Raw genomic sequence first — 18,807 nt, 5'->3', positions numbered from 1 at the left:
TAGGGGCGGAGGGGGCGAGGAAAACCTCTTCCGCCCCCTCCGCCCCTACCGTCACGCCGAAGCCGGCGGATACAGCGACCGTGGCAGCTGGGAAGCCGCTGCCGCGTCCAGGAGCCACAGGGTGCGGGAGCGGCCCCGTGCGCCGGCGGCCGGGGCCTGTACCTCGCCCGCGCCGGAGAGGGCGATCGCCGCGGCCTCGGCCTTGTCCTCGCCCGCCGCGAGCAGCCACACCTCACGTGCGGAGCGGATCGCGGGGAGGGTGAGGGAGATCCGGGTCGGCGGAGGCTTCGGGGCGCCGTGGACGCCGACCACCGTGCGTTCGGTCTCCCTTACCGCGGGCAGCTCGGGGAAGAGCGAGGCCACGTGGGTGTCGGGCCCGACACCCAGCGTCAGCACGTCGAAGGCCGGGACCGAGCCGTGGTTCTCGGGGCCGGCCGCCTTCGCGAGCTCAGCCGCGTACGCCTCCGCCGCGGCCTCCACGTCCGAGCCGTACGGCCCGTCCGAGGCGGGCATCGGATGCACCCGGGCGGGATCCAGCGGCACGGAGTCCAGGAGCGCGGCACGGGCCTGCGTGTCATTGCGTTCCGGGTCGCCCTCGGGCAGGAACCGCTCGTCGCCCCACCAAAGGTCGAGGTGGGCCCAGTCGACGGCGTCCCGGGCGGGGGCCGAACTCAGCGCCGCCAGGAGCCCGTTGCCGTTGCGGCCGCCCGTGAGCACGATCGAGGCGTAGCCGCGCGAGGCCTGCGCGTCCACGATCTTCGTGATCAGCCGGGCCGCGGCGGCCTCGGCCATCAGCTCCTTGTCACGGTGGACGACCAGTTGCGGAGTGTTCACTTGGCGGCCGTCCCCTTGGCCGGGGGCATCTGCGCCGGAGTCGGCCGGTTGCCGGCCGCGGCAGCGGAGGACGTCTTCGAAGCCGAGTCCGCCACGGCGGACGCCGGAGTCCGGGTGGGCAGCGGAGACCGGTCGGTCGCCGACTGAGCGCCTCCCAGCCGGTCCACCCCGAACCGCAGCGCCGACGCGTACGTGTCGTCCGGATCGAGTCGGCGCAGTTCCTCCGCCATCAGCTCGGAGGTCTCGCGGCGCTTGAGCGCCACCGCGCGGTCCGGCTGGCCCTCCAGCGTCAGGGTGGCCATCGCTCCGTCAGGGCGTTGCAGTGCGACGGGACCACCGGTGGTCTCCAGGCGTACCAGGGTCAGCCCGGGGCCGGCGGAGACCCCGCGCTGGACGTGGACGTGCAGCCGGTCGGCGAGCCACATGGCGAGCAGTTCGACGCTCGGGTTGAACTCCTCGCCGGTCACCTCCGCGGAGATGACCTCGCAGTCCACCTGGTCGAGGGCGGCGGCCAGCATGGAGCGCCAGGGAGTGATCCGGGCCCATGCCAGGTCGGTGTCGCCCGGCTCGTAGTTCTCGGCGCGGGTGCGCAGTTCGTCGACGGGCTTGACCGCCGAGTAGCTGTCGGTGACCCGGCGCTGGCCGAGCGCCCCCAGCGGGTCCTTCGCCGGGTCGCGCGGGGAGCCGACCGGCCACCAGACCACCACCGGGGCGTCCGGCAGGAGCAGCGGGAGCGCGACGGACTGTGCGTGGTCCGCGACCTCGCCGTAGAGCCGCAGGACGACCGTCTCACCGGTGCCCGCGTCCGCGCCGACCCGTACCTCGGCGTCGAGGCGGGACTTCGTGCGGTCGCGCGGCGAGCGGGAGACGCGCTTGACGACCACGAGGGTGCGCGAGGGGTGCTCGCGCGAGGCGTCGTTCGCGGCCCTCAGGGCGTCGTAGGCGTTCTCCTCGTCGGTGACGATGACGAGGGTGAGCACCATGCCGACGGCGGGGGAGCCGATGGCCCGGCGGCCCTGCACCAGCGCCTTGTTGATCTTGCTGGCCGTGGTGTCCGTGAGGTCTATTTTCATGGGCGCCGCCAGCTCCGTCCGTCTCGCTCGAGCATTTCGTCCGCCTCGACGGGGCCCCACGTGCCCGAGGGGTACTGCGCGGGCGTGCCGTGCTTGTCCCAGTACCGCTCGATCGGGTCGAGGATCTTCCAGGACAGCTCGACCTCCTCGGTGCGCGGGAAGAGGTTGGAGTCACCCAGGAGGACGTCCAGGATCAGGCGCTCGTACGCCTCGGGGCTCGACTCCGTGAAGGACTCGCCGTATGCGAAGTCCATCGATACGTCCCGGATCTCCATGGAGGTGCCGGGGACCTTGGAGCCGAAGCGGACCGTGATGCCCTCGTCGGGCTGGACGCGGATGACGATCGCGTTCTGGCCCAGCTCCTCCGTCGCGGTGTGGTCGAAAGGGGAGTGCGGGGCGCGCTGGAAGACCACCGCGATCTCGGTGACGCGGCGGCCAAGACGCTTGCCGGTGCGGAGATAGAAGGGGACCCCGGCCCAGCGGCGGTTGTCCACCTCGACCTTGATCGCCGCGTAGGTGTCGGTCTTCGACTTGGGGTCGATGCCGTCTTCCTGGAGGTAGCCGACGGCCTTCTCGCCGCCCTGCCAGCCGGCCGCGTACTGCCCGCGGACCGTGTTCCGGCCCAGGTCCTTCGGCAGCTTCACGGCGCCGAGCACCTTGGTCTTCTCGGCGGCGAGCGCGTCCGCGTCGAAGGAGGCGGGCTCCTCCATCGCGGTGAGCGCCATCAGCTGGAGCAGGTGGTTCTGGATGACGTCACGGGCGGCGCCGATGCCGTCGTAGTAGCCGGCACGGCCGCCGATGCCGATGTCCTCGGCCATGGTGATCTGTACGTGGTCGACATACGACCGGTTCCAGATCGGCTCGAACATCTGGTTGGCGAAGCGGAGCGCCAGGATGTTCTGGACGGTCTCCTTGCCCAGGTAGTGGTCGATGCGGAAGACCTGGTCCGGGGCGAAGACGTCCTCGACGGTCGAGTTGAGCTCCTCGGCCGACTTGAGGTCGTGACCGAAGGGCTTCTCGATGACCGCGCGGCGCCAGGAGCCGTTCGGCTGGTCGGCCAGCCGGTGCTTCTTCAGCTGCTTGATGACCACCGGGAAGGCGGACGGCGGCACGGAGAGGTAGAAGGCGAAGTTGCCGCCCGTGCCCTGTGCCTTGTCCAGGTCCTCGATCGTGGAACGCAGCCGCTCGAAGGAGTCGTCGTCGTCGAAGGTGCCCTGCACGAAGCGCATGCCCTGGACGAGCTGCTGCCAGACCTCCTCGCGGAAGGGCGTGCGCGCGTGTTCCTTGACCGCGTCGTGGACCTCCTGCGCGAAGTCCTCGTCGGCCCACTCGCGCCGGGCGAAGCCGACGAGGGAGAAGCCCGGCGGCAACAGACCCCGGTTGGCGAGGTCGTACACCGCGGGCATCAGCTTTTTACGTGACAAATCGCCCGTGACGCCGAAGATGACCAGGCCCGACGGCCCCGCGATACGCGGGAGCCGTCGGTCTGCGGGGTCACGCAGCGGGTTGCTGCTTGACAAGGTTTCAGCCCTCCGAGGGGGCGAGGCGCTGGAGCTCTGCCTCTGTCGACTTGAGCAGGTCGTTCCAGGACGTCGCGAACTTCTCGACGCCCTCGTCCTCCAGGAGCTGGACCACGTCGTCGTAGGAGATCCCGAGCTTCTCGACCGCGTCGAGCTCGGCACGGGACTGCTCGTACGTACCGGTGATGGTGTCGCCGGTGATCTGACCGTGGTCCTCGGTGGCCTCAAGAGTGGCCTCCGGCATGGTGTTCACCGTGTTCGGCGCGACCAGTTCGTCGACGTACAGGGTGTCCTTGTACGCCTTGTCCTTGACGCCGGTCGAGGCCCACAGCGGACGCTGCTTGTTGGCCTGCGCCTTGTCGAGGGCGGCCCAGCGGTCGGAGGAGAAGACCTCCTCGTACGCCTCGTACGCGAGCCGCGCATTCGCCAGGCCCGCCTTGCCGCGCGCGGCCTTGGCCTCCGGCGTGCCCAGCGCGTCCAGCCGCTTGTCGATCTCGGTGTCCACGCGGGACACGAAGAACGACGCCACCGAGTGGATCTTGGAGAGGTCGAGGCCGGCGGCCTTCGCCTTCTCCAGACCCGCGAGGTAGGCGTCCATGACCTCGCGGTAGCGCGCGAGCGAGAAGATCAGCGTGACGTTGACGCTGATGCCCTTGCCGATGACCTCGGTGATCGCGGGCAGGCCCGCCGGGGTCGCCGGGATCTTGATGAGGGTGTTGGGGCGGTCCACCAGCCAAGCCAGTTGCTTGGCCTCGGCGACGGTCGCCGTCGTGTTGTTGGCCAGCCGTGGGTCGACCTCGATCGAGACCCGGCCGTCCTGACCCTGCGTCGCGTCGAAGACCGGGCGCAGGATGTCGGCGGCGTCACGGACGTCCGCCGTCGTGATCATGCGGACGGCTTCTTCGACGGTGACCTTGCGGGCGGCGAGCTCGGTGAGCTGCCGCTCGTAGCCGTCGCCGCTCGAGATCGCCTTCTGGAAGATCGACGGGTTGGTGGTGACGCCCACGACGTGCTGCTGGTCGATCAGTTCGGCGAGGTTGCCGGACGTGATCCGCTTGCGCGACAGGTCGTCCAGCCAGATCGCGACGCCTTCCTCGGAGAGGCGCTTGAGTGCGTCTGTCATGGAAATTGCATCTCCTACGTGTCGTATGTCAGCGTCAGCGCTGGGCTGCGGCGATCGATTCCCGGGCGGCGGATGCGACGTTCTCGGCAGTGAAACCGAATTCGCGGAAGAGCACCTTGCCATCGGCGGAAGCACCGAAGTGCTCCAGCGAAACAATGCGTCCGGCGTCTCCGACGAACCGGTGCCAGGTGAGACCGATACCGGCCTCGACCGAGACCCGCGCTCGCACCGAAGTCGGGAGAACGCTGTCCCGGTACCCCTGGTCCTGCTCGTCGAACCACTCCACACACGGCATGGACACGACCCGCGTCGGGACGCCCCCGGCCTGGAGCTGCTCACGCGCCTCGACGGCGACGTGCACCTCGGAGCCGGTGCCGATGAGGATGACCTCGGGCGAACCGCCCTCGGCCTCGAAGAGCACGTAGCCGCCCTTGGCGGCGTCCTCGTTGGGCTCGTACGTCGGTACGCCCTGGCGGGTCAGCGCGAGGCCGTGCGGGGCGCCCTTGCCGAACACCTTGGTGTAGCGCTTGAGGACCTCGCGCCAGGCGATCACGGTCTCGTTGGCGTCCGCGGGACGGACCACGTTCAGGCCGGGGATCGCACGCAGCGAGGCCAGGTGCTCGACCGGCTGGTGCGTCGGACCGTCCTCGCCGAGGCCGATCGAGTCGTGCGTCCACACGTACGTCACCGGCGCGTGCATGAGGGCCGAGAGACGGACGGCGTTGCGCATGTAGTCGGAGAACACCAGGAAGGTGCCGCCGTAGATACGGGTGTTGCCGTGCAGCGCGATGCCGTTCATCTCGGCGGCCATCGAGTGCTCGCGGATGCCGAAGTGGATCGTGCGGCCGTACGGGTTCGCCTCCGGCAGCGGGTTGTCCGCCGGCAGGAAGGAACTCGTCTTGTCGATGGTGGTGTTGTTCGAGCCGGCCAGGTCGGCGGAGCCGCCCCACAGCTCGGGTACCACCGCGCCGAGAGCCTGCAACACCTTGCCGGACGCGGCACGGGTGGCGACACCCTTGCCCGTCTCGAACACCGGGAGGTGCGACTCCCAGCCCTCGGGCAGCTCACCCGCGGCGATGCGGTCGAACTCGGCGGCACGCTCGGGGTTGGCCGTACGCCAGGCAGCGAAGCCCTTCTCCCACTCGCCCTTGGCCTCGCGGCCACGGTCCAGGGCCTGCCGGGTGTGCGCGAGGACCTCGTCGGCGACGTCGAAGGTCTTCTCCGGGTCGAAGCCAAGGACGCGCTTGGTGGCCGCGACCTCGTCGTCGCCGAGCGCCGAGCCGTGCGCGGCCTCGGTGTTCTGCGCGTTCGGGGCCGGCCAGGCGATGATCGAACGCATCGCGATGAACGACGGCTTGTCCGTGACCGTCTTGGCGGCCTCGATCGCGTTGTAGATGGCGTGCGGGTCGAGGTCGCCGTCCGGCTTCGGGGCCACGCGCTGCACATGCCAGCCGTACGCCTCGAAGCGCTTGACGGTGTCCTCGGAGACCGCGGTCTCCGTGTCGCCCTCGATCGAGATGTGGTTGTCGTCCCACAGCAGGATCAGGTTGCCGAGCTTCTGGTGACCTGCCATCGAGGACGCCTCGGCGGAGATGCCCTCCTGGAGGCAGCCGTCACCGGCGATCGCGAAGATGAAGTGGTCGAACGGGGATTCACCCTGAGGGGCGTCCGGATCGAACAGGCCGCGCTCGTAACGGGTGGCCATCGCCATGCCCACCGCGTTGGCGACGCCCTGGCCCAGCGGGCCCGTCGTCGTCTCCACGCCGGGGGTGTGCCCGTACTCGGGGTGGCCGGGAGTCCTGCTGCCCCACGTCCTGAAGGCCTTCAGATCGTCCAGCTCCAGGCCGAAACCGGCCAGGTAGAGCTGGGTGTAGAGGGTCAGGGACGAGTGGCCCGCGGACAGCACGAAACGGTCGCGTCCGGTCCAGTCGGGGTCCGCCGGGTCGTGGCGCAGCACCTTCTGGAAGAGGGTGTACGCGACAGGCGCCAGGCTCATCGCCGTACCGGGATGGCCGTTACCGACCTTCTGTACGGCATCGGCGGCCAGGACGCGGGCGGTGTCCACCGCCCGCTGGTCCAACTCGGTCCACTCGAGGTCTGTGGTGGTCGGCTTGGTGCTCACCCTGGGTCAGGGCTCCTCTCCACATGTTCCACGTGTCGAAATACCGGCGCGCGTGCGCTCACCGGCCGTTGTCGAGCCTACCCCCGTAGGTACGTGCGTTCTTTCGAGTCATTCCAGACTGCCGGGAGTCGCCGGAATCCGCCTCCCGACCGGTCCATTCCTCATTCGGCAAGTGAATACGGAGCCGCTCGTCCGAGTGCTCAATCGAGCCTCGTGCCGCCCGTCGCGAGTGCGTCGCCGCGTCCCTGGTGCGACGCCTTCCAACACGACCCCACCCCCGCGAATGTCGGGGTATGGGCAACGTCTACAGTGGCGTGGTACGCGCGAGCCTTTACGGGGAGTTCACACCCGGGGCTCGCTGGGATGTCTCTGTCAGGGGTGTACGTGACGGCCGTCGAATCCCGTCCACCGGGGGTGCTCGGGACGAGCAACAGCCCAAGCCACCGGCCGTTCGGGGCCCGTGTCATGGCGTTTGTGGCGCTTACGAAGCCACGGATCATCGAGCTACTGCTGATCACCACCGTCCCGGTGATGTTCCTGGCCCAGCAGGGGGTGCCCGACCTGAAGCTGGTGCTCCTCACCTGCCTCGGCGGCTACCTCTCGGCGGGCGGCGCCAACGCACTCAACATGTACATCGACCGTGACATCGACGCACTGATGGACCGGACCTCGCAGCGGCCCCTGGTCACCGGCATGGTCAGCCCGCGCGAATGCCTCGTCTTCGGTCTCTCGCTCGCCGCGGTCTCCACACTCCTGTTCGGCCTGACGGTCAACTGGCTCTCGGCCTGGCTCTCCCTCGGCGCACTCCTCTTCTACGTCGTCGTCTACACGATGATCCTCAAGCGCCGTACGTCGCAGAACATCGTCTGGGGCGGTATCGCCGGCTGCATGCCCGTCCTCATCGGCTGGTCGGCGGTGACCGACTCGATGTCCTGGGCCCCGGTCGTCCTCTTCCTGGTCATGTTCTTCTGGACGCCGCCGCACTACTGGCCGCTGTCGATGAAGGTGCGCGCCGACTACGCGCGCGTGGGCGTGCCGATGCTGCCGGTCGTCGCCTCGAACAAGGTGGTCGCCCGCCAGATCGTCCTCTACAGCTGGGTGATGGTCGCCGTCTCGCTGCTGCTCACCCCGCTCGGCTACACCGGCTGGTTCTACACGGCGGTCGCCCTGGTGGCCGGCGGCTGGTGGCTGTGGGAGGCGCACGCGCTGCAGCATCGCGCCAAGCACGAGGAGGCGGGCGGCAAGCTCAAGGAGATGCGGCTGTTCCACTGGTCCATCACCTACGTATCACTGCTGTTCGTGGCGGTCGCGGTGGATCCCTTCCTCCGCTGAGCTTTCCGAGGCCCTCGACGGGCGGGGTGCGTGGTCAAGGCCACGCACCCCGCCCGTCGCCGTTTGATCTACCCGTCGGTAGCATCCTGGCCATGGCAGACACCCAGCAGGTTGACGAGAGCACCGGCGCCGCCCAGGACGCCAAGGCCGAGCGCAAGGCGGCCAGGTTCGCCAAGCAGATCTCCGCCTTCGCCAAGCAGCACGGCGGGGCCGAGGGCCATGTGGAGTACATCGGGCAGCGCGGCGCCCGGATCGTGCTGGTCGGTGCGGACGGCGGCTGGGGCGACGTCGTGGCCCCCACGTACGCGATCGCCGAGCTGGCCGTGAAGCAGGCCGGGATCACTGTTCATGAGGAGTTCGACGGCGAGTTCGCGGCCAAGGTGAAGACGGGACCGTACGAGTGGAAGCGGATGGCGGGGATCCAGCTGGGAGCTCCGAGCAACGGTTGACCCAGGCCTCAGGCAGCGCCCCGCCAAGGGCGCGGGGCTGTATGGATGTGCGGCTCCGCCGCGGGGGCGCGGCCGCCACGGGCGGCCCGCGGTTTCCACACCACAGGCACGCCCCAACGGCAGAAACAGCGGAGCGTCTTCGCACGGGGTGTGTGCAAGCAACACCTGACGCCCGGTTGACCCGTTAGGACCTGAGGAAGCACGGTCCAGTCACGGGGAGTCCGGATGATCGAAACGCCGTCCCTGGTGGACCAGTACTGCCATGGCGTACTGAGAACGGAGCTGGGCCTCGGCACCTTCGAGGCCCACCTCGCCAGGACCGAAGGGCCGCCCGCCCCGGGCACCACCTTCTTCGACACCCAGACCGGGTTCGCGGTACGCCGCTGGTGTCCGCCCCTGCTGGGTCTGGAGCCGCACTGTCCGCCGGCCCGGTATCTCGCCCGGCGCCGCGAACTCGGCGTTCTGGAGTCGGGGCGCCGGCTGCTGCGGGGGAGCGGCATCACGACGTATCTCGTGGACACCGGGCTGCCGGGCGACCTGACCGGGCCGGGCGAGATGGCCTCCACCGGCGCGGCCGACGCACACGAGATCGTCCGCCTCGAGCTGCTGGCGGAACAGGTCGCGGACACCTCCGGCACGGTCGAGTCCTTTCTCGCCAATCTCGCCGAGTCCGTCCACGGCGCCGCCGCGAACGCCGTGGCCTTCACCTCCGTGGCGGGCGTACGGTACGGTCTGGCGCTCGCGCCCGAGCCGCCCGGGCCGGGAGAGGTACGGGGTGCGGCGGGGCGCTGGCTCGCGCGGCGCCCGGTGGGCGGGGCGCTCAGCGACCCGGTGCTGCTCAGGCACCTGCTGTGGATCGCGGTCGCCTCAGGGCTGCCGCTCCAGCTCCATGCCGGACTCGGCGAACCGGGCCTGCGCATCGACCGCACCGACCCCGTCCTGCTCACCGACTTCGCCCGCGCCACGGCCGGACTCGGCACCGACCTCGTCCTCCTGCACGGCTACCCCTACCACCGGCACGCGGCGCACCTGGCCGGGGTCTTCCCGCATGTGTACGCCGATCTGGGCGCCGCGCTGGTGCGTACCGGGGCGCGGGCCGCGGCCGTGTTCTCGGAGATCCTGGAACTGGCGCCCTTCGGCAAGCTCCTCTTCTCCAGCGGCGCGCACGGGCTGCCCGAACTCCATGTGGTCGGGGCACGGTTGTTCCGTGAGGCCCTCGCCCGGGTGCTCGGCACCTGGGTCGCCGAGGGCGCCTGGTCGCTGGCGGACGCGCAACGGGTGGCGGGCCTCATCGCGGCGGGGAACGCACGGCGGGTGTACGGGGTGGAGTGAGAGCACCAGACTCTGATCCCATGACTGAGACCGACGCCGACGCCGCCACGGCCCGTCTGCTGGACCGTTTCCTCACCGAGCTGCGCGCCCTCGCCCCCGTCGCCGTATGGGCGCATGGTTCGCTCGCCGGGGGCGACTACCAGGAGGGGCGCAGTGATCTCGACCTGATCGCCGTCCTGGAGGACCCTGTTTCGCTGGGCACCGCGCGGGAGTTGGTCCGGCTGCACCGGCGGCTGCGTGCCGAGGAGCCGCTCGCCGTGAAGCTGCACTGCAGCTATCTGACTCTCGACAACCCGGCCGACGTCGAGCAGTCGTACGTCACCTGGGCACAGGACCGGCTGATGAAACGGCCGGTCACCCCCGTCACCCGCCGCGAACTGCACGCCTTCGGCCTCGTCCTGCACGGCAAGCCGCCCGAGGACCTGCTGCCGACAGTCCAGGACCGGGAGCTCAACGCCTTCGTCGTACGGGACCAGAAGGAGTTCTGGCGGCCCGCGGTGGACAAGGCACGGCTCTGGACGCAGGACGTGTGGGTCGACCTCGGGTCGGTCACCTTCGCCAGGGCGACCGTCACCCTGCGGGAGGGCCGGCTGATCTCCAAGAGGGAAGCCCTGGACCTGCTGCCGGAACTCGGCGCGCCCCTCGACGTGGTCGAGGACATCAGGCGACGGCGATACGGGGATCCGGCGCCGCACATCGACGAGTGGCCGGCCCGCCGGGCGGAGCTCACCAGGGGTTACCTGGGCCCCGCGATCGACGGATTGGTCGCCGCGTACGAGGGGTTCACGCGCGCGTGAGCGTCGATTCCGTGGCGGGGCCCGGCACTTCCGCCAGGTTCTCGGGCCGTTCGCGCAGCGACAGCAGGACCCGCAGGACGCCGATCCACACCAGGCAGGAGCCGAACATGTGGAGGCCGACCAGGGCTTCGGGGAGGTCGGTGAAGTACTGGACGTAACCGATGACGCCCTGTCCGAGGAGGATGAGGAACAGGTCGCGGGTGCGGTCCAGGGGGCCCTTGGGAGCGTCGACCGCCTTGAGGACGAACCACAGGGCGAAGGTCAGCGTCACGACGATCCACGCCAGGACCGAGTGCACCTTGGTGACGTTCTCCCAGTCCAGCGGGATGCGTTCGACCTCGCTGGAGTCGCCGGCGTGCGGGCCCGCGCCAGTGACGACCGTGCCGAGGGCGATCAGCAGGACGGTCGCGGCGACCAGCACCCACACCATCTGCTGCACCGGCTTGCCCACCAGGGGGCGCGGTGCGCCGTCGCCCTCGTGGGTGCGGTGCCACATCAGGGTGGCGACGGCGATGAGCGCGGTGGAGAGGAGGAAGTGGGCCGCGACTGTATACGGGTTGAGGCCGACCAGTACGACGATGCCGCCGAGCACCGCGTTGCTCATGACGACCCAGAACTGTGTCCAGCCCAGCCGGGTCAGGCCCCGTCGGTACGGCTTCTGCGAGCGCGCCGCGATGATCGCCCAGCCGACCGCCGCACACAGCACGTACGTCAGCATGCGGTTGGTGAACTCGATGACGCCGTGGACGCCCATCGCGCTCGTCGTGGTGAGCGAGTCGTCGGTGCACTTGGGCCAGGTCGGGCAGCCAAGCCCGGAGCCGGTCAGCCGTACGGCACCGCCGGTGACCACGATCACCACCGACATGACGAGCGCGGCGAGAGCCGCACGCCGCACCGTCCGGGCGGACGGAGTCCAGCGTTCGGCGATGAAGGCGAGCGGGTTGCGCGCCGCACGAAGGGCGTCGGCTCGGGTCAGGTTGGGCACGGACTCCATGCTAGGCCCGAGCTTGTGCATGAATTCACGCGGGGTGGGCATGTCCGGACAGATCGCGTGCTCGGCTCTCGGGCCGGACAGCTGCTCCAGGGGAATACCAACTGCTCCAGGGGAACACCAACTGCTCCTGGGGGATCCCAACGGTTCTCCCACCTCGCGCCCTGTGCGCTATGTCCGAGTGGTCGTTCCGTCTCCGATCGCTTCCTTGATGCGCTGTGCACGGGTACGGAAGTCCGCGGCCTGCTGCGCGTCGGTGGTGCACAGGGCGAGCCGCTCGTACACGGCGCTGAGTGAGGGATGGACGTCTCCCAGCCGGCCGCGGATGATGCGCTCGGCTTCGCGCAGCGTGTCCTCCGCGCCCGGTCGGTCCCCGGCGCTGAGCAGTACGGGGCCGAGTCGCGACAGCGTCTTGGCGCGGTAGTGGTGTCCCCGTCCGTACCTTGCGACGTAGATGGCTTCGGCCTCGCGCAGCGTTCGCAGGGCCTGCGCCGTCCGGCCCTGCGCGTGCTGAAGGGAGCCCAGCTTGTTGAGACAGGCGGCGTATTTGTGGTCCTCCGCCTCGCGACGCTTGCGGTGCAGCTCGACGACAGGGGCCAGCAGCTCGGCGGCTTCCCGCAGGCGTGCGTGCGAGGCCCGGCGCAGGTGCCGCCACAGCAACGGGTTGTAGGTGTTCCGGGCGCGGGCACGGAGTTCCTGGCCCTGGCGGCGGCGTACATCCGCAAGGAACTTGGCCACCTGGGACGTCTCGAAATCGTCGGGGCCGCGGTTCGCACGAAAGGCCGAGAACGCTTCGGACAGTTCCCGCTCGGCGGTCTCCAGATCACCGCGGTCCTGCGCCACGATCCCCGTGTCACGCCGGAGCATGGCGCGGAAGACCAGATGCTCCCGGGATTCCTCACTGCCCCGGCGCGGGATCTTCCTGGTGGCTCGCTCGTAGCAGTTGAGCGCCTCGGCGAGCTGGCCGGCGTTCCTGTGGATCATGCCGACCTCCTGCTCGGCGATGGCCCAGTCGAGCCCCTCCCACTCGGCGCCGTGGCACTCGTAGATGCCGATCGCCTGTTCCACGGCTTCCAGGGCCCCGGAGAACTGAGTGTCCTCGCGCAGAATGCCGCCGAGCTGCCTGAGGCACTGTGCCTGCAACGGGAGGAAAGCGGGATCGTCCGGCCGCCGCAGACACTGGTCCAGCGCCAGGCGGCACTGTGCCTCGGCGTCGTCGAGATGCGCCAGCAGATAGTGCTGGCGGGCCACCGCGAGCTGCGCGGTGGCGAGCCCCAGGGCGTCGCCGGGGTGGGTTTCGCGGAGTGCCGCCTCCTTCTCGAAGTACTCCAGGGCGTGCACCCAGTCGCAGCGGTGCTCCTGATAGATGCCGACGCGGTGCAGCAGCCTGGCCAGGGCCTTGGGGTCGCGGGCCGCCCCGTACTCCTGGTCGTCCGTGTCGGCCCCCCACACCAACTCGGCCGACACCGCCTCGACATGGGGCATCAACGTCTCACAGGCGGCACGTTCGTCCAGCAGCTCCGGCGCCACCGGGAACGCGGCTTCCAGCAGCTGGACCGCGGACTGCGACCACAGCAGCCTGGCCTGGGTGTCCATGCCCTCACGGACGAAGAACTGGACCTGCGGATGCATGCCGTAGATGACGCTGGCGACCCGGCTGTCCCCGCTACGGCTGAGCAGCGAGTGGTTGGACAGTCGCCGGACCACGCGGTTGAAGGCGGCCTGGTCCTCCATCACTTCCCGCAGGGGTGAGGGGATCACCAGGGGATGGCGCAGCAGCATGTCCCGCCGTACGTCCTCCGACGCGAGGAAGGAGCACAGCCGCATGAGGTCCTCGGCGACCGGCTCGGCGGACACGATCCGCTCGATCGAGAGCCGGAAGGTGGCGGCGGCGCTGCTGGTCGGATGGCCCGGGAGGCGGCGCAGGTACTCCTTCACGGAGATCTCGGCATCCGCGATGTACGCCCCCGCCTGGTCCAGGGCGAGGGGCAGCCAGTGCAGTTGGGCGCCCAGTTCGACCAGCGCCCTCTCGTCGTCCTCGGCGCCGATCCGTTTGATCAGGAGGGCGAGACCGTCCGTCGCGTTCAGGTCGGGCAGCGCGATCCGCTCGACCGAGTGGGCGGGGAGGTTCTCCCAGCCCTCGCGCCGCTGCGTGGTGATGAGTACTTCCCCGTGTCCCATCCTGGGCAGGAGGGATGGTCGCACGTCGTTCATCTGTTCGTTCAGCGGGCCCAGACTGTCGTCCTGCGCGTCGTCGTAGACCAGGACCCAGCCGGGGGTGTCGCGCAGCCGTCCCCAGAGCCGGTTGAGCATCACGCTCTTGGAGTTGTGCTCCGGTATGCCCAGACACGCGGCGAGCTCCAGCAACTCGCCCATGAGCCGTTCGTAACTGGAGGCGTGCAGCCACCAGACCAGTGAGCGGTGCTGTCGCAGGCGGCCGTCGGCGTAAGCGGCGGCCAGCTGGGTCTTGCCCAGCCCGGCCCGCCCGTGCACCACGCAGACCTGCATTCCGCTGTTGCGCTCCCTTGGCCTCAACGCCTTCGAGACCGCCGTGAGTTCGTCGGTACGACCGGTGAAGTAGCGGGAAAGCGTGGGGAGATTGGGCGGAGGTACGTACATCGTGTCTATGTCCGCGCTGCCAATGGCGGAGTGGCCGGGGCGGTTGCGATGTACGGAGAAGTATCCGGAAATCGCCGAAATACCTCCCAGCGCACCGGCACTTGAGGCCAGGAAGATGAGGGGCGTGCCGTGGGTGTCCTGTGCGAGCACGGACAAAAAAACCGCTCCTGCCCCGGTCAGGGAACTGAGAGCGGTGTTGAGGCGACGCCGGACTGCGGGTGAGCGGTTGCGGTCGCTTAATGCCCGACGTATCGCCCGTATCGCCATCGTGCCCCCCGGTCGCCGCGCGTGTACTACAGTCCATTGTCCTCGCCGGTGACACAGGCAACCAGGCAACCGCACGGAACCAAGCCGCGTCTATCAGTGTCCTCATCCTGTACTAGTCGTTGATTCTGCGTTTCGGGCATCTACGACTCGCGGAGGCGCGGTGGACCAGCAGCACACACGACCCGATGAGGAAGCCGGCAGCGGGCAGAAGCTGCACATCGGGCTGGTCCACTGGTCGTTTCCACCCGTCGTCGGTGGAGTCGAGACCCATCTCTGGGATTACTCCAAGGCGTTGGCGGGCCTGGGTCATCGGGTCACCGTGTTCACCGGATCGGTCGGCGCCCATCAGCCGTGTGACGGCGTAAGAGTGATCCGGAACGAGAGGCTCGATCTGTCGGCCGGGTATGAGGACAACGAACAGACTCTCAAGGAGCTGCGCGAGTGGTTCCACGACGAGCTCACTGCGTCCGGGAACCCCATCAGGCTGGTCCACGGCCACAACCTGCACCACTTCTCCAGCGCCCCCGCACGCGCTCTGAAGGCTCTTCAGAGCGAACTTAACCTCGTACTGCTGCACACGTACCACAGCATTTGGCGCACCGACGCGGATGAGCGGATCGCAAGGGACTGCGCCGTCTGGGACGTCCATCACGCGGTGTCGGACTTCCTCGTCAGTGAGTGCTCCGAGGTGCTGGGAAAGGGGACGAAGCACGCCCGTCCGGAGGTGAAGCGCACCTATCTGGGCGTGGATACGCGCCTGTACAAGCACATTCCGGAGGTCGAGGACGAGCCCGGCCCCTATCCGGTCGTTCTGCTGCCGGCCCGGCTCATCCCCAACAAGGGCGCCACAGTGGCGATCCTGATGCTGAAGGATCTCGTCGAGCGTGCGAGGGGGTGCACGGGAAAGCCGGCCTCGTTGCGTCCCCGGCTGGTCCTCACGGACCCTTTCGACACGGTCGACTTCCACGGTGAGCGCGGTCAGTTCCGCGGCGAGTTGTCCAAACTGGTCGAGGCGTGTGGGCTGACGGAAGGACCGGGGCAGGACGTCGAGTTCAGGCCGGCCGGTATCGAGGACATGCGGAAGCTGTACGAGGAGGCCACCGTCGTGGTGTACCCCTCGCGTTTCAAGGAGCCCATGGGTCTCGCCCCTCTGGAGGCGATGTGCGCGGGCCGTCCCGTGGTAGCCACCGGTGTGGGAGGGCTGGGTGAGGGCGGCAGCACGCTGGTCGCCCTCGAAAAGGGCGAGGAGAAGCTGGCGTCCCGCTTCGCCGACGAGGTGTGGCCCCTGCTCACCGAACCCTCGCTGGCCAGAGAGGTCGGATGCATGGCCCGCGAGCACGTCCGTGACCGCTTCGACCTGGGGAGGGCCTACGTCGAACCGATGCTCGCCGAGTACCGGAACCTCCTGGAGCCGGACCCCGACCCCTACGAGTGCGACACCCGCCATCCCTCCGGCAGTCCCGACACCCTCGCCGCGCCCTCCCTGTCCACTTCCACGGTCAGGCGCTGACCCGCGAGGACCAGGCCACTTACCGTCATCGGCCAGTGCGGTACCGGGCGCACGTGCAGCGTTCGGCTGGTGGTGTCGGGTTTCAGGCCGAGCAGGGCGGACAGCACCGCCACCCCAGAGGCCGCCGACCAGCCCTGCGGGCGGCAGGCGGCCGGGTAGGCGAGCGGCGCGGGGGAGTCTTCGGTGCGGGCGTCGCCCGCGTACAGCTCGGGCATGCGGTACGAGAAGTAGGTGGCGGCGTCCAGCAGGCCGTCCACCAGCCGGCTGGCCTCCTCGTGGCGGCCGGTCGCGCACAGCCCCTGTATGGCGATCGCGGTGTCGTGGGTCCATACCGAACCCCCGTGATAGCTCAGCGGGTTGAAACCGGGCACGGCCGCCGAGCGGCTGCGCAGCCCCCAGCCGGAGTTGAGCTCGTCGTCCGCCAGCCAGGCGGCGACATCGCCGCAGCCCTCGGGATCGAGGATGCCGGTCGACAACAGTTGGCCCATGTTCGACGCCGGGCCGCTCACCGGGGTGAGTCCGTGTCCCACGGCGATGGCCACATAACGTGACGCGGGGCCCTGTCGTGTGGGTATCCAGAAGGAGTCGGCGAAGCGTTTCCGCAGGGATTCCGCCCAGACGAGCAGGCCATGGGCGGCCTCGCGTTGGCCACGGCTGTTCAGCAGCGAGGCGAGCCCCACGGCCGCCTCGTACGCGTATCCCTGTACTTCACAGAGAGCCAGCGGCGGTTCGATGTGCCGGCCCTCGGCGTCGCGCACCGCGTCGTCGCTGTCCTTCCACGACTGGTGGCGCAGCCCGCCGGCGCGCGGGTAGTAGCGCAGCAGACCGTCCTCGTCACGGCCGCTGGACTTCACGACCCAGTCCATGGCGCGCTCGGCGTGGGGCAGCAGGGCGTTCACGTCATCGTCGGACAGACCCCAGTGCCAGGCTTCGACCAGCAGCGTCACGAACAGCGGTGTGGCGTCCACCGATCCGTAGTAGTACGCGGGCAGGAACAGCCCGTGGCCGTGCTGGGCCTCCGCCGGACGCAGTTCGTGCAGGATCCTTCCGGGTGCTTCCTCGCGGTGGTGGTCATGAACTTGCCCCTGCCTGCGTGCCAACGTCCAGAGGGTGCCGCGGGCCAGGTCCGTCCCCAGCGGCAGCATCATCCGCGCCGACCAGATCGAGTCCCGGCCGAAGAGCGTGAGGTACCACGGGCAGCCGGCGGCGATGAACTGGTCCTCGGTTCCGGTGCCGGCGGTGCGCTGAGGGTCGGCGAGGCGCAGCGCACGGAGATCACCGAGCCCACGCCTGACCAGCCCCATCAGCCGCCGGTCGCCGGTGATCACCGGGTCGTTCCAGGGAGCGGGAGCGGTGGGGGCCACGGGGTGTCCCGGAGGCGTCGGCACCGCGCGGCCGGTGACGGCGAGTTCGACCTGCCAGCTCTCTCCTGGTCGCAGTACCACCAGGGGCCAGGTCATGGTTCCCCCTTCGGGGCCCCCGGAGGTCTCGGGCTTGGGGCCGGACGTGACGCTGATCCGGGCACGGCCGCTGGGGGAGCGCCAGGCGAGAGAGGCCCGGGTCGCCACGCAGTGCAGATCCGGGCGGCTGTGTCCGCGCTTGACGTCGGCGATGTCCGCGAGGTCCGACGCGGCGGCCAGCTGTACGTGTAATCGGCGTTCGGCGGTGCCTATGTTGCGCAGGGAAATGGTCTCGCCGCTACCGGCGATCCGGATGCGCTCGACGATCAGCGTCGGGTCGTCGGTCCGGTCCCGTGGGTAGCGGTGGACCGCGGTGAACCTCACCTGGTGCGGGCCGAGGGGCTGGACACCTATGGGTTCGGGTTCGCGCTCGTCCAGGAGCAGGCACAGGGTGTGCAGCAGTCGGCGGTCATGGTCGTAGAAGCCCTCCGCCCGTATGCCTCTCAGCTGCCCGTCACGCGACGATGCGGCGAAGGCCGGGGCGGCGACACAGAAGACGACGTCGTGCAGCAGCGGTTGTAGAGCACGCTGACTCGAAGGACCCAAGGACTCGAACACGGAGCGTCTCTTCCCACTCCGTACGAACGTCACTCCCGCGAGGCGTCAGGACGGCCGGGCGCCGTCCCCCCAGGGGCGTCACTCCCAGCGGAAGAATTTCCCCGCGGCCGCCAGCCCCACGACCGCCCACACCGCCAGGATCCCGAGGTCCCCCCACGGCATTCCCGCGCCGTGCTGCAGCACGTCCCGCAGCCCGTCCGACAGCGCCGAGATCGGCAGCAGGCCGAGGACGTCCTGGGCGGCGGCGGGGAACTTGGCGAGCGGGACGATCACGCCGCCGCCGAGCAGGAGGAGCAGGAAGACCAGGTTCGCGGCGGCCAGGGTGGCCTCCGCCTTCAGGGTGCCGGCCATCAGCAGGCCGAGGCCGGAGAAGGCGGCGGTGCCGAGGATCAGGAGGAGCAGGACGGCGAGGGGGTTGCCGTGGGGTGACCAGCCGAGCGCGAGGGCGATCACCGTCACCAGGATCACCTGGAGGATCTCGGTGACCAGGACCGAGGCCGTCTTCGCCGTCATCAGGCCCCAGCGGGGGAGCGGGGAGGCGGCGAGCCGCTTCAGGACGCCGTAGCGGCGTTCGAAGCCCGTCGCGATCGCCTGGCCCGTGAACGCCGTCGACATCACGGCGAGCGCGAGGATGCCGGGGGTCAGGAAGTCGACCGCCTTGCCGGAACCCGTGTCGACGATGTCCACCGCGCTGAACAGCACCAGCAGGAGCGTGGGGATGACGACCGTGAGGAGGAGCTGCTCGCCGTTGCGGAGCAGCATCTTCGTCTCCAGGACGGCCTGCGCGGCGATCATCCGGGGGAGCGGGGCGGCCCCGGGC

The 18,807-nt window shown here is 69.5% G+C and carries 14 protein-coding genes; 5 read left to right on the top strand and 9 right to left on the bottom strand.

The window, feature by feature from the left end; translation table 11 throughout:
* Positions 1–51 precede the first annotated feature (51 nt).
* From pgl to tkt, 5 genes are read right to left on the bottom strand one after another with little or no spacing between them, the layout of a single operon-like run.
* Positions 52–834 carry a 6-phosphogluconolactonase gene (pgl, locus tag ACIPC1_RS38785; protein WP_402526109.1) on the bottom strand — a complete coding sequence of 261 codons (783 nt, stop codon included), beginning with the start codon at positions 832–834 and terminating at the stop codon, positions 52–54.
* Positions 831–1,907 (bottom strand): glucose-6-phosphate dehydrogenase assembly protein OpcA, encoded by a 1,077-nt coding sequence (gene opcA / locus ACIPC1_RS38780; RefSeq protein WP_402526106.1) that lies wholly within the window; start codon positions 1,905–1,907, stop codon positions 831–833. Before opcA ends, pgl begins: the two co-directional genes overlap by 4 nt.
* On the bottom strand, positions 1,904–3,427 hold the full coding sequence (gene zwf, locus ACIPC1_RS38775) for a glucose-6-phosphate dehydrogenase (protein ID WP_384393591.1): 1,524 nt from the start codon (positions 3,425–3,427) through the stop codon (positions 1,904–1,906). The genes opcA and zwf overlap by 4 nt, the downstream gene beginning before the upstream one ends.
* 4 nt (positions 3,428–3,431) lie before the next feature.
* Entirely contained in the window at positions 3,432–4,550 is a 1,119-nt protein-coding gene (tal, locus tag ACIPC1_RS38770) for a transaldolase (protein WP_402526102.1), read from the bottom strand.
* 34 nt (positions 4,551–4,584) lie between these two features.
* Positions 4,585–6,672: a transketolase gene (gene tkt / locus ACIPC1_RS38765; protein ID WP_402526099.1), complete on the bottom strand. Its 2,088-nt coding sequence runs from the start codon at positions 6,670–6,672 to the stop codon at positions 4,585–4,587.
* Positions 6,673–7,050: 378 nt separating this feature from the next.
* On the opposite strand from tkt, the gene ACIPC1_RS38760 reads away from it, so the two are divergent.
* The 4 genes from ACIPC1_RS38760 (at position 7,051) to ACIPC1_RS38745 (ending at position 10,582) form a co-directional block, all read left to right on the top strand.
* Positions 7,051–8,004: a heme o synthase gene (locus tag ACIPC1_RS38760; protein ID WP_402526154.1), complete on the top strand. Its 954-nt coding sequence runs from the start codon at positions 7,051–7,053 to the stop codon at positions 8,002–8,004.
* A gap of 92 nt (positions 8,005–8,096) precedes the next feature.
* Positions 8,097–8,453, top strand: a complete 357-nt coding sequence (locus ACIPC1_RS38755) for a hypothetical protein (RefSeq protein WP_384389905.1) — start codon at positions 8,097–8,099, stop codon at positions 8,451–8,453.
* Positions 8,454–8,678: 225 nt separating this feature from the next.
* A complete protein-coding gene (locus ACIPC1_RS38750; RefSeq protein WP_402526096.1) occupies positions 8,679–9,785 on the top strand; it encodes an amidohydrolase family protein in 1,107 nt (368 codons plus the stop codon).
* 20 nt (positions 9,786–9,805) lie between these two features.
* Entirely contained in the window at positions 9,806–10,582 is a 777-nt protein-coding gene (locus ACIPC1_RS38745; RefSeq protein ID WP_402526093.1) for a nucleotidyltransferase domain-containing protein, read from the top strand.
* Here the strand turns inward: ACIPC1_RS38745 and ACIPC1_RS38740 are convergent.
* On the bottom strand, positions 10,569–11,576 hold the full coding sequence (locus tag ACIPC1_RS38740) for a heme A synthase (protein WP_402526091.1): 1,008 nt from the start codon (positions 11,574–11,576) through the stop codon (positions 10,569–10,571). The two genes, ACIPC1_RS38745 and ACIPC1_RS38740, sit on opposite strands and share 14 nt — an antisense overlap.
* A 168-nt stretch (positions 11,577–11,744) precedes the next feature.
* Entirely contained in the window at positions 11,745–14,348 is a 2,604-nt protein-coding gene (locus ACIPC1_RS38735) for a hypothetical protein (protein ID WP_402526088.1), read from the bottom strand.
* A gap of 271 nt (positions 14,349–14,619) precedes the next feature.
* On the opposite strand from ACIPC1_RS38735, the gene ACIPC1_RS38730 reads away from it, so the two are divergent.
* On the top strand, positions 14,620–15,969 hold the full coding sequence (locus tag ACIPC1_RS38730; protein ID WP_402526086.1) for a glycosyltransferase family 4 protein: 1,350 nt from the start codon (positions 14,620–14,622) through the stop codon (positions 15,967–15,969).
* Here the strand turns inward: ACIPC1_RS38730 and ACIPC1_RS38725 are convergent.
* Positions 15,885–17,987, bottom strand: coding sequence for a glycogen debranching N-terminal domain-containing protein (locus ACIPC1_RS38725; protein WP_402526084.1), 2,103 nt, complete (start codon positions 17,985–17,987; stop codon positions 15,885–15,887). The two genes, ACIPC1_RS38730 and ACIPC1_RS38725, sit on opposite strands and share 85 nt — an antisense overlap.
* Before the next feature lie 78 nt (positions 17,988–18,065).
* Complete coding sequence (locus ACIPC1_RS38720) at positions 18,066–18,782, bottom strand: ABC transporter permease (protein ID WP_402526152.1); 717 nt, start codon at positions 18,780–18,782, stop codon at positions 18,066–18,068.
* Positions 18,783–18,807: the final 25 nt, after the last annotated feature.

It is taken from the genome of Streptomyces sp. NPDC087263, from assembly GCF_044744645.1.
Taxonomy (GTDB): Bacteria; Actinomycetota; Actinomycetes; order Streptomycetales; family Streptomycetaceae; genus Streptomyces.
Note: the sequence above shows the minus strand (reverse complement) of the source record. Positions and strands in the feature narration are given on the sequence as shown.

What these genes read in the sequence shown, in the direction of transcription:
- opcA (WP_402526106.1), bottom strand. Translation starts at nt 1,907, where the DNA reads ATGAAAATAGACCTCACGGACACCACGGCCAGCAAGATCAACAAGGCG.
- tal (WP_402526102.1), bottom strand. Translation starts at nt 4,550, where the DNA reads ATGACAGACGCACTCAAGCGCCTCTCCGAGGAAGGCGTCGCGATCTGG.
- ACIPC1_RS38755 (WP_384389905.1), top strand. Translation starts at nt 8,097, where the DNA reads ATGGCAGACACCCAGCAGGTTGACGAGAGCACCGGCGCCGCCCAGGAC.
- ACIPC1_RS38750 (WP_402526096.1), top strand. Translation starts at nt 8,679, where the DNA reads ATGATCGAAACGCCGTCCCTGGTGGACCAGTACTGCCATGGCGTACTG.
- ACIPC1_RS38745 (WP_402526093.1), top strand. Translation starts at nt 9,806, where the DNA reads ATGACTGAGACCGACGCCGACGCCGCCACGGCCCGTCTGCTGGACCGT.
- ACIPC1_RS38740 (WP_402526091.1), bottom strand. Translation starts at nt 11,576, where the DNA reads ATGGAGTCCGTGCCCAACCTGACCCGAGCCGACGCCCTTCGTGCGGCG.
- ACIPC1_RS38720 (WP_402526152.1), bottom strand. Translation starts at nt 18,782, where the DNA reads ATGATCGCCGCGCAGGCCGTCCTGGAGACGAAGATGCTGCTCCGCAAC.